This is a genomic window from Sphingomonas sp. Marseille-Q8236, from assembly GCF_965112005.1.
Genome location: NZ_CBCOPO010000001.1, coordinates 752501 through 765075 on the forward strand (window position 1 = coordinate 752501; position 12575 = coordinate 765075).

The window sequence follows — 12575 nt, forward strand, 5'->3', positions numbered from 1 at the left end:
GCGCAAAGCTTCGGCGACTTCGAGCTGGCGATCGTCGAGGGCCGTTCGACTGATGGCTCGTCCGCCATCATCGAGCGCTATGCCCTGCTCGACCGGGGCATTCGGGTAATCCGGCAGGCCAAGAGCAGATGGATCGCCAGCTTGAACCGGATCACCCAGGTCGGACGTGGCGATCATAGCGCGCTGATGGAGACGCTCGCCCTACGATATCCACTCTGCCATTCTGCGGTCATGATGCGGCGGGTACTCCTGCGATCTTGGGCCACCCGGATATCACGGTGCCATAGGCTGGCGCGTACCGAGGGCATGGCCGATCGGGAGACCGGGCGATGAGCGGTGCATCGGTGCGCGGCGCGGCGCTTTGGTCGATCGGCGCGCAATATATCGCCTTCGCAGTCCAGTTCATCGTCAGCGTGCTCATCTCCCGCTTCTTCCTGTCTCCGCCGGAGATGGGGCTCTACTCGATCGCCCTGTCCGCCGCGCTGATGGTGTCGGCGTTGCAGGATTTCGGCATCCGGCGTTTCGTCGCGGGGGAGCGCGATCTGACCGAAGAGCAGATCCGGACCTGTTTCTCCGTCTCGGTGATCTTCGCCTTCGGTATCGGCCTGTTGATCCTCGCGCTCGCCTGGCCGGTCGCGCGGTTCTATGACAATGCGCGGTTGACGCCGTTGCTGGTGATCATCGCCAGCTCCTATCTGATCGTCCCCTTCGGCATCGTGCCCAGTGCGATGCTGCAACGAAGGATGGACTATTATTCGATGTTCATGGTCAGCGTCGGCGCGGCGGTGGTCAACGCGGCGCTGTCGCTGGGGTTGGCCTGGGCCGGATTCTCGGCCTTTGCGCTGGCCTGGGCCGCGGTGGGACAGCAGGTCGCGCGTGCGCTGATCGGCCAGTGGCGCTCGGGTATCCGCCCGCCCTTTCCGCCCAGCCTGAAGGGAATTGGCCCGATCCTGCGCTTCGGATCCAACAGTTCGCTCCTCTATATCAGCGACGCGATCAGCTCACGCAGCCCCGATCTGGTCGTCGGGCGCGTTCTGGGCCTGACCGCCGTCGGGCTGTTCAGCCGTGGCTCCAGCCTGGGTGCGCAGTTGCAGATGCTGGTCAGCGGGGCGGTCGACGGCGTCTTCTACCCCGCCTTTGCCCGGTTGCGCGATGCGGGGGCCGAACTGGCCGCGCCCTATCAGCGCGTGGTCGCCGCCTATAGCGGGGCGACCTGGCCCGCCATGGCGTTTCTGGCGACCGCCGCGACGCCGATCGTGCTGCTGCTTTACGGCCCCCGCTGGGCCGGGGTCGCGCCGCTATTGAGCTGGATCGCGATCGGGCAGCTCTTCTTCGCCGCCATCCCGTTGCATTTCGAACTGCCGATCCTGCTCGGCCGTATCCGGCGGCTGGTGCTGGTCAATGCGCTGGACACGATTGCCTCGATCGGGCTGCTGGTGCTCGGCGCGTCGATCGGCCTGGAATGGGCGGCGGCATCGCGCATCCTGTATGGCGCGATCTGGTTCATCCTCTATGCCGGGCTGATGCGACCACTGACCCAATTCCGGTGGCGCGGAATGCTGATCGTCTATGCGCAAAGCCTGAGCGCGACGCTGGCGACGGTGGCGCCGTTGCTCGCAGTCTATTGCTGGGTCGCCGCGCCCGAGACGGTCGGGCTGGGGCTGCTGTGTCTGTCCGCTATCGCGGGGGTGCTCGCATGGCTGGCGGTGATCTATGCGTTGCGCCACCCGATCCGGCTGGAGATCAACGCGATCGCACAGGGCATCTGGGCTAGGATACCGATACGCCCCACCCGGCGACCCACCTGACCCCATCGCCGCGGGGGTCGCCATGGGAGCGGCTTGTTCCGACCGCGCACCGCAGCCATAGTCGGGGCATGAGCCCTCCCCCACCCGGTCTCGACGATCCGGAGCAGGCGGCTTTCGCTTGGGCACGGTTCCGTCGCATCATGGCGTGGATGACGCTGGCCGCCGCCGTTGCGGTCGGCTTTTCGCTGGCCGTGCTGGCCCATGTCCATGGCCCCCTCAACGGGGTGACGATATTGGGGGTGATCGGCGGAATTGGAGGCATGGTCTTGCTGACCGGTGCGCTGATGGGGCTGGTCTTCCTCAGCTCCGGGTCAGGCCATGACGAGGATGTCTACCGGCGCTGATCCCCGAACGAGAAAGGGCCGGTCCCCGCATGATGCGAAGACCGGCCCTTTGCGGTTCCGAACGGGCATGGCGCCCGGGTGGGCGGATCAGCCCGCCGCCGCTTCCGGCTCGATCGGAGCGGCCGCGCGGACCCGACGGCGACGCGGCTTTTCCTCGACGGGAGCCTCGGCCTCGGGTGCCGGGCTGAGCGCGGGCGGCAGACGGTCGGCGTCGAAGCCGGCAGGCTCGGCGCTTTCCTGAACCTCGACCGGGCGCTCGCGACGCGGACGACCGCGACGACGGGGCGCTTCCTCCTCGACCTGGGGCGCGGGAGCCTCGGCGGCGACCACCGGTTGTGCCTCTTCGGTCATGACCGGCTGTTCGACGCGGGCCGGGCGACGATCGTCACGCGCTTCACGGCGCGGGCGCTCGTCACGGTCGCGACGAGGGCGATCTTCGCGCTGTTGAGGCTCGCGCTGTTGGGTTTCGCGCTGTTGAATTTCGCGGGGCTGACTGTCGCGGACCTGGCGCTCGCGACGCGGCTGCTCGGCCTCGCCCTGCTGTTCGCCGGGGCGAATGGGATCGCCCTCGTCGCCATAATCCTCGGATTCATTTTCGAAGCCGTCGTCATACTGGTCGTCGCGCGAATCCTCGCGCTGGCGACGCTGATTCTGCTCCTCGAAGCGCGAGCGGCTTTCGCTCAACACCCGGAAATAGTGATCGGCAAACTGCCAATAATATTCGGTGTTGACCCGGTCGCCCTGACGCTGCGCCTCGGTCGCCAGATTCTTGTACTTTTCGTACAACTGATTGGCGTTGCCGCGCGCGCGGTTGTCGATGCGATTGCCATTGTCGGAACGGCCGGGATTGCCACCCGGACGCTGCCCACCACTATTGCCGCCACCACGACCGCGACGGCGGCCGGCCTGCCGATTATTGATCAAGCTGTTCGTCCTTAGTCGTCAAACCAACAAGGTCCACTTTTCCCGGCACCGCGCGTCCCGCGCGATGCGAAGCTCTGGCGCCCAGGGGGCGCTTGCCACGGCCGCCGGACAGCAGCGACTGCATGACGAAGGGTATGGGCATCGGCCCGAAATCAAACGACCCCGAAAAACGGTGAGAGTGCCGAATGTTCGCGTGCCCCTGTGCCCGCTCTAGCGGGTCGGACCTATGTCCTTCAAGCGAAATATGGGGCATCATCGCGATTGTTCAATGTGCCAATAGGGCACGCGGCCGCCCGCCCAGATCGCGGTGGAGCGTCACGGCGAATCCCTGCGCCTCCAGAAGCGAGGTGACGGCATCGGCTTGTTCATGCCCGATCTCCACCACCGCCGCGCCGCCGGGCGCCAGCAGGCGGCGCAGTTCGGGGGCGAGCCGCCGGTAATCGGCCAGCCCGTCCGGCCCGGCAAACAAGGCGGCGCCGGGTTCGTAATCGCGTACCTCGGCGGACAAGGGCTCCGCCGTTCCGATATAAGGGGGGTTGGTGACGATGCAGTCGAACGGCCCGCTCAAGGCGCTCGCCCAGTCGCCGCGCACGAAGCGCGCGCGATCGGCCATGCCGCAGGCGGAGGCATTGGCGACCGCATAGCCCAGCGCCTCGGCCGAGCGGTCGACGCCCAGCCCCCTCGCCCCCGGCCATTCGTCGAGCAAGGCGAGCAGCAGCGTCCCCGGTCCGGTGCCGAGGTCGAGCAGCGTGGCGGGCGGGCGATCCCCGAAATGCGCCAGGGCCGCGGTGATCAGCGTCTCGCTATCGGCGCGAGGGATCAGCGCGCCAGGGCCGACCATCAGGTCCAAGGTCCAGAAACCGCGGACGCCGGTGATATAGGCGACGGGTTCCTGTGCGGCGCGGCGCTCGACCAGCGGCCAGAAGCCGTCGGGTGCGGGCCGGGTCAGGTCGAGCAGCAGGGCATTGCGCTCGATCCCCAGCGCATGGGCGAGCAGCAGTTCGGCATCGAGCCGCGCGGTGGGAGAAAAGGCGAAACGCGCTGCGGCTTGGGAGAGCGCGGTACGGACGTCCACTACACCAAACCTACCACCCCGGCGAAGGCCGGGGTCCAGTCGCAGCCGGCTCGCAAGCGAAGGTCACGGCGCGCCTCGAAGGGCGTGGCGCCTGAACCCCGGCCTTCGCCGGGGTGGCGCGTGTCGGCAGTGAGGGTGATACCCCCCTCACCCATCGAGCGCGGCGAGCCGTTCGGCCTCATCCTCCGCCAGCAGCGCGCCGATCAGTTCGTCCAGTTCGCCTTCCAGGATTTCGGGCAGGCGATGGAGGGTCAGGTTGATCCGGTGATCGGTCACCCGGCCTTGCGGGAAATTATAGGTGCGGATCCGCTCCGATCGGTCACCCGAGCCGACCATCGATCGGCGCGTCCCCGCCCGCTCCGCCGCCAGCCGTTCGCGCTCGGCTTCGTACAGGCGGGTCCGCAGCACCTTCATCGCCTTGGCGCGGTTCTTGTGCTGCGAGCGCTCGTCCTGCTGGATCACGACCAGGCCGGTCGGAATGTGCGTGATGCGGATCGCCGAGTCGGTCGTGTTGACATGCTGCCCACCCGCGCCCGACGAGCGGTAGATGTCGATGCGCAAATCCTTGTCGTCGATCTGGAGGTCGACCTCCTCCGCTTCGGGCAGCACCGCGACGGTCGCCGCCGAGGTGTGGATCCGCCCCCCCGATTCGGTGACGGGCACGCGCTGAACCCGGTGGACGCCGGATTCGAATTTCAGCTTGGCGAAAACGCCCGCCCCGGCGACCGAGGCGACGACTTCCTTGTAACCACCCGTGTCGGGCACCGAGGCGGAGATCAGTTCGACCCGCCAGCCCTGCCGCTCGGCATAGCGCTGATACATGCGGAACAGGTCACCCGCGAACAGGGCCGCCTCGTCGCCGCCCGTTCCGGCGCGGATTTCGAGCATCGCCGCACGCTCGTCGGCGGCGTCGCGGGGGAGCAGGGCGAGCGCCAGATGCCGATCCGCCTCGGCCAACGCATTGCGGTTGGCGTGGAGTTCCTCCGCCGCCATCTCGCGCAACTCGTCGTCGCCATCCTGCGCCATGAAGGCCAGGCTGTCGGCCTCCTGCCGCAACCGGCGCACTTCGGCGGCGGCATTGGCGACCGGTTCCAGCTCGGCATATTCCTTCGACACCGCGACGAAACGGTCCGAGGGCAGGTCGCCGGTGGCCATCATCGCCTGCAGTTCGTCGCGTCGCGCCTCGATCTGCGCGATGCGTTCGGCGGAGATGGTCTTCATGCCTGCGCCAGCGCTCCCGCCAACTCGGCCAGCGGTACCTGGGTCTGGGTGCCGTCGGCGAGCAGCTTGACGCCTGCGACGCCCGCCGCCAGTTCGTCGTCGCCCAGGATGATCGCGTGGCGAGCGCCTTGGGCGTCGGCCTTCTGCATCCGGCGCTTCATATTACCCTTATAGGCCATATCGACCGACAGCCCGGCCCGCCGCAACTCGGCGACCAGGCCGGTCGCGCGCAGCTCCGCCGCCGCGCCCATCGGCACGACGACCGCATCGATGGTCGGCTTGGCAGGCTCGTCGAGCAGCATCGCCAGCCGCTCGACACCCGCCGCCCAGCCCACGCCCGCCGTGGCGGGGCCGCCCAGCGACTCGATCAGCCCGTCATAGCGGCCGCCCGCCAGCACGGTGCCTTGCGCGCCCAGCCGGTCGGTGACGAACTCGAATGCGGTGTGGCGATAATAATCCAGGCCACGCACCAGCCGCGCATTGCGCGTCCAGGCGACGCCCGCCGCATCCAGCCCCGCCGTCACCGCGTCGAAAAAGGCGCGCGCTTCGGGCGTCAGATAGGCATCGATATCCGGCGCGGCATCGGCGATCGGCCCGTCGCGCGGGTCCTTCGAATCGAGGATGCGCAGCGGGTTCTTCTCCAGCCGCACCAGACTGTCCTCGGACAACTGATCCCGGTGCGCCTCGAAATGTGCGACCAGCGCGTCGCGCCAGGCGTCGCGCGTCGCGGCATCGCCCAGCGTGTTGAGCTGGAGCGTCACGCCCTCGGATATGCCCAGTTCGCGCAGCAACTGGTCGGCCATGACCAGCAATTCGACATCCGCCGCCGGTTCGGCCGCGCCGAGGATCTCGGCGTCGATCTGGTGGAACTGGCGATACCGCCCCTTTTGCGGGCGCTCATAGCGGAAGACCGGCCCCGAGGTGACGAGCTTGAGCGGCGCATATTGCTGCCACCCCTCGGTCAGATAGGCGCGCGCGATCCCCGCAGTGAATTCGGGCCTCAGCGTCAGCATGTCGCCGCCGCGATCGGGGAAGGTGTACATCTCCTTCGACACGACGTCGGTCGTCTCGCCGATCGAGCGGGCGAAGACCTGCGTATCCTCGAACACCGGCAGGTCGAGCCGCTGAAAGGCGTAGAGGGCGTGGACATGCTCGAACGTCCGCAGCACATGCGCAAAGCGGCGCTGCTCGTCGCCGAAGATGTCCTGCGTGCCGCGCACGCGCTTGGGGGTTTCGATCCGTGCCATAGAGGTGGCGGTATCTAGGGGAGCGAGCGCCCCGGCGCTAGAGTGCGATCACGCCTCCTTGGCCAGCCAATCGGAAAGTGCCAGCCTGTCGGTCGTGCGGGTTTCTGCGCACATGCTGTGCCGCATGATCTCCAGCGCCCAGCGACGGTGCGAGTCGCTCTCGCTCGCCACCGTGTCGCCGGGTACCCACAGCTCATATTCGCGCATATGCGCATCGGCGGCGGTGAATAGCACGCAAATGTCCGCCGCCACCCCGGTCAGGATCACCCGGCTCACCCCCAGTTGCGGCAGCAACACCGGCAGGTTGGTCGCATAGAAACCCGAAAACTGGGGCTTTACGACAAAATAGTCCCGGTCGCGCGGACGCAGCGCGGCGATCAGCGCGCGGCCCGGACTGTCCTTGCGGTCGCAATGCTCCACGATCGAGGAGCGCTCCGAATGCCAATGGCCGAAATTGTCGTTGACATAGATGACCGGCACCTCCGCCGCATCCGCCTCGTCGCGGAGCGCGGTGATCCGCCGGGCGGCGGCCTCGGCGGGTTCGCGCAATTGCTCGCCGCCCTCGAAATCAAGATCGTTGATCATGTCGATGATGATCAGCGCGGCGGAATGGGGGGCGGAATCGGCCATGGCGGCAAGATGCCATGAACGGATCGGTCCGGCGTTGATCCATCTCAGTCGCCGCGATGGATGGCCCCAGCCCCCACCCCGCCCAAGGCGGAGAGGGGGCTGGGTCGGCGTCAGGCGTTCAGGCCCTTGGCCATGTTCAGATGCGCGGTGACCGTCGGGATCAAGCCGGTCGCGAAGGTCTTGAGCGGCGCGGAGTCGCCGGTCGCGGCATAGGCCTTGAGCGTGTCGAGCGTCTGCTGATGCCCGGCGGTCTGCTCGGCGATATAGGCCTGGTCGAACGCGGTGCCGTTCAGCCCCTTCAATTGGTCCAGCTTCGCCTGCTGCTCGGCGTTCAACGCGGGATCGGGGGTGATCGCCGGGGTGGCCGAACCCGCCGCGGTCTTCAGCTTGGCGGTCGAGGCGGTATGTGCCTCGATCATCTTGCGCGCATAGGACTTGACCGATGCCGAGGCGCCGTTGGTCAGGGCCAGTCTGGACGTCTCGATCTCGAAGGCGTCGCTTGCCGCCGCCGCATTGGCGAAGACCTGGGCGGCGGGAAGCGCGGCCGCCGTGGCGCCCGAATTGGGCGAGGCCTCGGTCATGCCGTTGTCGACCGTCATGTCGGTGGCGGCGTTGCTCTGCGCCTGCGGCTCGCTGCGGTTACAGCCCGCAAGGGCCAGCAGGGCGGCGGCACCAAGGGCGGTTGCGCGAATGCTCATGCCATTAAGCTCCTAAGATTATTCGACTAGGCGTCTAAGCGCGCCGTGACGCGGGACGTTCCGTCGCCCATCGGACCCGAATGCCGATCGCATCGTTGGAGCCTGGCAATGCCGCTGGGCAAATCGATGAGGGAGTCTGCGTTATGAGCATCTTCGGCAATATTCTGGGCAAGATCTTCCATCATGGCGGCGCGAAGCCCGCCAATGCGGCACCGGCCCCCGCGCCCACCACGACCCAGGCCGCTCCGCAGCAGCCGGCCCCCGCCCCTGCTCCGGTGGCGGAGGCGACGCCCGCCGCGCCATCTGCGCCGCAATCGGTCGACGTCGGCGCGGTGCTCGCCGAGATGGCGTCGATGAAGAATGGCGGCGGCAATTACCAAAGCTCGATCGTCGATCTGCTCAAGCTGCTTGACCTGGATTCCAGCCTGGCCGCGCGCAAGGAACTGGCCGACGAACTCGGCGTGCACGCCGCCGAGGATGGCTCGGCCGAACAGAATATCGCGCTTCACAAGGCGGTAATGGCCAAGCTGGCCGAAAATGGCGGCATCGTACCGGACAGCCTGCGCAACTAAGTTCGTCGCGGGGAGGGGGCGGGCGCCCCGCTTCCTCTCCGATATGGGCCATCTGTGCATGGCCGATGCAGGGTCTGTCTTCATTCCATCCATCCCCCCGCACGCCGCCGAACAGGCCTTGCCCGATCCTGCCCGCCATGCCCCATGGGGTCGGCAGCAAAGGCAGGGCGATCTTCGTGGACAAGACGGCATTCCGGTGTTGCTTCGTGGCCCTGCCCATGATCGCCTGCTCGGTTCTGCCGACCCTGTTGTTCGGCCTCTGGCTGGGGCAGTGGGGGAGCAATGTGATCTGGGGGAGCTATTTCGGACTGGGATGGTGCCTGTCCGCCTTATGGTCCGGCAGCATCGTGCATGACCGCATGTCGATGGCGATCGGCGTGGCGTGGGGCTGGCTGGCCGCGATTCCTCTATATCTAGCGTCGGGATGGCTATGGGAGCGCCTGACGGATCGGGGACGCAAGCGGGCCTTCCTTATGCTACTGATCTCGGGCCTGCCCATGGTCCCCGCTCAAATCTTGATGAGTTGGGACAGCGCCGGTTTTCACCTGCCGGATTACACTTTGCATCTGGCCTGGTCCTCTTGACCCGGCCATAGCCAAGCCTGTCCCGGCGCGCCTAAAAAGGCGTCCATGACCACCACCCGCTGGCAGCGCCTGAAGACCCATATCGGCGACCGCATCGCGCCGCCGCGCTTCGTGGCCTTCGCGCTGATCCTCCTCCTTTCAGGGGCGCTGCTGATCCCGACGCTGGGGCTGACGCGCGGCATCCTGGCCGGGTTCGATCTGGCGGCGTTCCTGTTCCTGGCGTCGTTGATACCGTTGCTGCGGCAGGGAGAGGCGGCGCGGATGCGGCGGCGGGCGGCGCGAAACGACGCCAATCGCGCGGTCCTGCTGGTCTTTTGCGGCGTGGTGCTGTTCGTCATTCTCGTCGCGGTCGGCGGCGAATTGCGCGGGCGGAACAGCGTCGTCACCATCGCGCTGGTCGTCGGCACGCTGATCCTCGCCTGGCTGTTCTCGAACATCGTCTATGCGCTGCATTATGCGCATCTCTTCTATAGCGCGGGCGAGAAGGGGGATGTTGGGGGCCTGCAATTTCCCGACACGCCGGAGCCCGATTACTGGGATTTCCTCTATTTCTCGGTGACGCTGGGCATGACCTTCCAGACATCGGACGTCTCGATCACCTCGCGCGGCATGCGGCGGGTGGTGACGGGCCAGTGCCTGGCGGCGTTCATCTTCAACCTCGGCGTGGTCGCCTTCACCGTCAACGTGTTGGGCGGCGGGAGTTAGGCTGCAGGTTGCGCTACCCAGGCGACCGCCAAAAGGGTCTGGACGACTGGCCTATCGGGTGCCTAACCTGCCCGCATCTCTTTTCGCCGCAAAAGGCTATTCATGATCCGTCCCGTGTTTCGCTCGCTGATCGTTGCGTCCCTGCTTTCGTCCGCCGCCGTCTCGCTGGCCCAGGTTCCCTCGGGCAATTCCGCCCCGGCGGCCCCCCTGCCCTTCGTCAACACCATCCCCGATGCGGTCGACACCCCCTATCCGGGCACGATCAGGCTGGTGGTCGACGCCACCGATACCGATCGCGGCATCTTCCGCGTGAAGGAAACGATCCCCGTCGCGAAGGCGGGGCCGATGGCACTGCTCTTCCCGAAATGGCTGCCCGGCGCGCACAATCCGCGCGGCGAGATCGAAAAGCTGGCAGGCCTGGTCATCAAGGCGAATGGCCGCACCCTGCCCTGGACGCGCGATCCGGTCGACGTCTTCGCCTTCCATATCGATGTGCCGGCAGGCGCGAAGCAGCTGGACCTAGAATTCCAGTTCCTGTCGGCGACCAAGCCCGATCAGGGCCGCATCGCGGTCACCCCGACGATGATCTCGCTGCAACCCAATTCGGTCAGCCTCTATCCGGCCGGTTATTACACGCGCCAGATTCCGATCCAGATGACGGCGATCTTCCCGACCGGCTGGACGGCGGCGGGCGCGGTTCCGGCCAAGGCGTCGGGATCGACCTACACCTATGACACGACCAATTACGAGATCCTGGTCGATTCGCCGGTGCTGGCGGGCAAGTACGGCAAGGTCTTCCCGCTGACCCCGCGCGTGAACCTGAACGTCTTTGCGGACAACCCCGCCGAACTCGCCGCCAAGCCCGAGCAGATCGCCGCGCATCAGCGTCTGGTGGATCAGGCGGTCAAGGCGTTCGGCGCGCAGCATTACGATCATTACGAATTCCTGCTGTCGATCAGCGACCAGCTGGGCGGCATCGGGCTGGAGCATCACCGCTCATCCGAAAATGGCGTGACGCCGGGCTATTTCACCGAATGGGATTCGGGGCCGGGCCGCCGCAACCTGTTGCCGCACGAGTTCACCCATAGCTGGGACGGCAAGTTCCGGCGCGGCGCCGATTTGTGGACGCCCGATTTCCGCACCCCGATGCGCAACTCGCTGCTCTGGGTCTATGAGGGGCAGACGCAATTCTGGGGCTATGTGCTTCAGGCGCGCGCGGGGCTGGTGTCGAAGCAGGATACGCTGGACCAATATGCCTCGATCCTGGGCATCTACGATACCGCGCCCGCGCGGCAATGGCGCGACCTGCTCGACACCACCAACGACCCCATCATCTCGTCGCGCAAGCCCAAGGGCTGGACCAGCTGGCAGCGGTCGGAGGATTATTACAATGAAGGCCTGATGGTCTGGATGGAGGTCGATGCGATGCTCCGCCAGAAGTCGAACGGCACCAAGTCGATCGACGACTTCGCCAAGGCGTTCTTCGGTATCCGCAACGGCGACTGGGGCGAGGTGACCTATACGTTCCAGGATGTCGCCGACACGCTGAACGGCATCGTGCCCTATGACTGGGCGGGTTTCCTGCGCCAGCGCATCACCGAGACGGGCAAGCCCGCGCCGATCAACGGCTTTGCGATGAACGGCTATAAGCTGGTCTACACGGCCGAGCCGACCGCGACCTTCAAGCAGGGCGAAAAGGGCAGCACCAATGTCACCTATTCGCTGGGCATGACGGTGTCGAACGGCGGCGACGTCACCAGTTCAATTTGGGACAGTCCGGCGTTCCAGGCGGGGATCGATGTCGGCACGCAAATCCAGGCGGTGAATGGCGAAAGCTATTCGGGTGATCGCCTGAAGGCCGCGATCCTGGCTGCCAAGGATCCGGCCAAGCCGGTCAAGTTGGTGATAAAGAACCAAGATCGCTTCCGCGAAGTGACGCTCAACTATACCGGCGGGCCGCGTTATCCGCGTCTGCAAAAGGTCGGGACGGGCGAAACCGGGCTCGATCGTTTGCTGACCGCACGCTGACGTCTTCCTGACGACGGCGTCACCGTCCTCTATCGACACCCTATGGCGGGTTGCGCTATCGCACCCGCCATTGATTTTCCACCGGAACTCTTCCGGTTCATTGGCAAAGAAAGACCGATCGATGCGTATCGACCTCATTCCCGTCGGCAAGAGCCCGCCCGACGACATCAATGTCGTGATCGAAGTGCCGACCGGCGGCGAGCCCGTGAAATATGAGTTCGACAAGGCGTCGGGCGCGCTGTTCGTCGACCGCATCCTGCACACGCCGATGCGCTATCCGGCCAATTACGGTTTCGTGCCGCACACGCTGAGCCCCGATGGCGATCCGCTCGACGCGCTCGTCGTGTCGCGCACGCCGTTCATCCCGGGCTGCGTCGTCCGCGCGCGTCCGATCGCGGTGCTCAACCTCGAAGACGAAGCCGGCGGCGACGAGAAGCTGGTCTGCGTGCCGGTCGACTCGACCTTCCCTTATTATTCCAATGTCGGCGGTCGCGACGACCTTCCCGAGATCGTGTTCCAGCAGATCGAGCACTTCTTCACCCATTACAAGGACCTGGAGAAGAAGAAGTGGGTGCGCATCGGCACCTGGGGCGACCGTGACGAAGCCCGGCGCATCGTCGTCGAGGCGATCGATCGCTATGACGACGCCAAGGCGAAGGGCGAAGAGCCCCATGATCACGACGTGCCCGGCCGCGCCTAATTTCAGCTTGATGGGTTGAGAGAATGCCCCGGTGCGAAA

The 12575-nt window shown here is 66.3% G+C and carries 14 protein-coding genes (1 of these 14 cut by a window edge); 8 read left to right on the forward strand and 6 right to left on the reverse strand.

The features are described from left to right. From ACWPWT_RS03460 to ACWPWT_RS03470, 3 genes are all read left to right on the forward strand, one after another. A protein-coding gene (locus ACWPWT_RS03460) for a glycosyltransferase family 2 protein (protein WP_454278581.1) crosses the window boundary here: on the forward strand, window positions 1–333 show its 3' portion. The gene continues 81 nt to the left of window position 1, outside the view; only the last 333 of its 414 coding nucleotides appear in the window; its start codon lies beyond the left edge, outside the window; it ends in the stop codon at window positions 331–333. After that, a complete protein-coding gene (locus ACWPWT_RS03465) occupies window positions 330–1808 on the forward strand; it encodes an oligosaccharide flippase family protein (RefSeq protein ID WP_454278582.1) in 1479 nt (492 codons plus the stop codon). Before ACWPWT_RS03460 ends, ACWPWT_RS03465 begins: the two co-directional genes overlap by 4 nt. Before the next feature lie 68 nt (window positions 1809–1876). Next, window positions 1877–2152 (forward strand): hypothetical protein, encoded by a 276-nt coding sequence (locus ACWPWT_RS03470; protein WP_454278583.1) that lies wholly within the window; start codon window positions 1877–1879, stop codon window positions 2150–2152. A gap of 87 nt (window positions 2153–2239) precedes the next feature. On the opposite strand, the gene ACWPWT_RS03475 is transcribed toward ACWPWT_RS03470, so the two are convergent. The 6 genes from ACWPWT_RS03475 to ACWPWT_RS03500 all read right to left on the reverse strand — a co-directional run bounded on the left by ACWPWT_RS03475 (window position 2240) and on the right by ACWPWT_RS03500 (window position 7947). Beyond that, on the reverse strand, window positions 2240–3076 hold the full coding sequence (locus ACWPWT_RS03475; RefSeq protein WP_454278584.1) for a DUF4167 domain-containing protein: 837 nt from the start codon (window positions 3074–3076) through the stop codon (window positions 2240–2242). Between the two features lie 265 nt (window positions 3077–3341). Next, a complete protein-coding gene (gene prmC / locus ACWPWT_RS03480; RefSeq protein ID WP_454278585.1) occupies window positions 3342–4151 on the reverse strand; it encodes a peptide chain release factor N(5)-glutamine methyltransferase in 810 nt (269 codons plus the stop codon). Window positions 4152–4298: 147 nt separating this feature from the next. Then, window positions 4299–5372, reverse strand: coding sequence for a peptide chain release factor 1 (gene prfA, locus ACWPWT_RS03485; RefSeq protein WP_261268249.1), 1074 nt, complete (start codon window positions 5370–5372; stop codon window positions 4299–4301). Then, window positions 5369–6619 carry a histidine--tRNA ligase gene (gene hisS, locus ACWPWT_RS03490; protein WP_454278586.1) on the reverse strand — a complete coding sequence of 417 codons (1251 nt, stop codon included), beginning with the start codon at window positions 6617–6619 and terminating at the stop codon, window positions 5369–5371. The genes prfA and hisS overlap by 4 nt, the downstream gene beginning before the upstream one ends. A 48-nt stretch (window positions 6620–6667) precedes the next feature. Then, window positions 6668–7249, reverse strand: coding sequence for a cysteine hydrolase family protein (locus tag ACWPWT_RS03495; protein ID WP_454278587.1), 582 nt, complete (start codon window positions 7247–7249; stop codon window positions 6668–6670). A gap of 110 nt (window positions 7250–7359) precedes the next feature. Further along, window positions 7360–7947 carry a DUF4142 domain-containing protein gene (locus ACWPWT_RS03500; RefSeq protein ID WP_261268252.1) on the reverse strand — a complete coding sequence of 196 codons (588 nt, stop codon included), beginning with the start codon at window positions 7945–7947 and terminating at the stop codon, window positions 7360–7362. Window positions 7948–8090: 143 nt separating this feature from the next. On the opposite strand from ACWPWT_RS03500, the gene ACWPWT_RS03505 reads away from it, so the two are divergent. From ACWPWT_RS03505 to ppa, 5 genes are all read left to right on the forward strand, one after another. After that, window positions 8091–8519: a DUF3597 family protein gene (locus ACWPWT_RS03505; RefSeq protein ID WP_454278588.1), complete on the forward strand. Its 429-nt coding sequence runs from the start codon at window positions 8091–8093 to the stop codon at window positions 8517–8519. 176 nt (window positions 8520–8695) lie between these two features. Beyond that, the gene (locus ACWPWT_RS03510) at window positions 8696–9103 is read left to right on the forward strand and encodes a hypothetical protein (protein ID WP_454278589.1); all 408 of its coding nucleotides are present in this window, start codon (window positions 8696–8698) and stop codon (window positions 9101–9103) included. Between the two features lie 45 nt (window positions 9104–9148). Continuing rightward, window positions 9149–9808, forward strand: a complete 660-nt coding sequence (locus ACWPWT_RS03515; protein ID WP_454278590.1) for a DUF1345 domain-containing protein — start codon at window positions 9149–9151, stop codon at window positions 9806–9808. 102 nt (window positions 9809–9910) lie between these two features. Continuing rightward, the gene (locus tag ACWPWT_RS03520) at window positions 9911–11836 is read left to right on the forward strand and encodes a M61 family metallopeptidase (RefSeq protein WP_454278591.1); all 1926 of its coding nucleotides are present in this window, start codon (window positions 9911–9913) and stop codon (window positions 11834–11836) included. Window positions 11837–11957: 121 nt separating this feature from the next. Beyond that, on the forward strand, window positions 11958–12536 hold the full coding sequence (ppa, locus tag ACWPWT_RS03525; protein ID WP_454278592.1) for an inorganic diphosphatase: 579 nt from the start codon (window positions 11958–11960) through the stop codon (window positions 12534–12536). The last annotated feature ends 39 nt before the right edge of the window (window positions 12537–12575 follow it).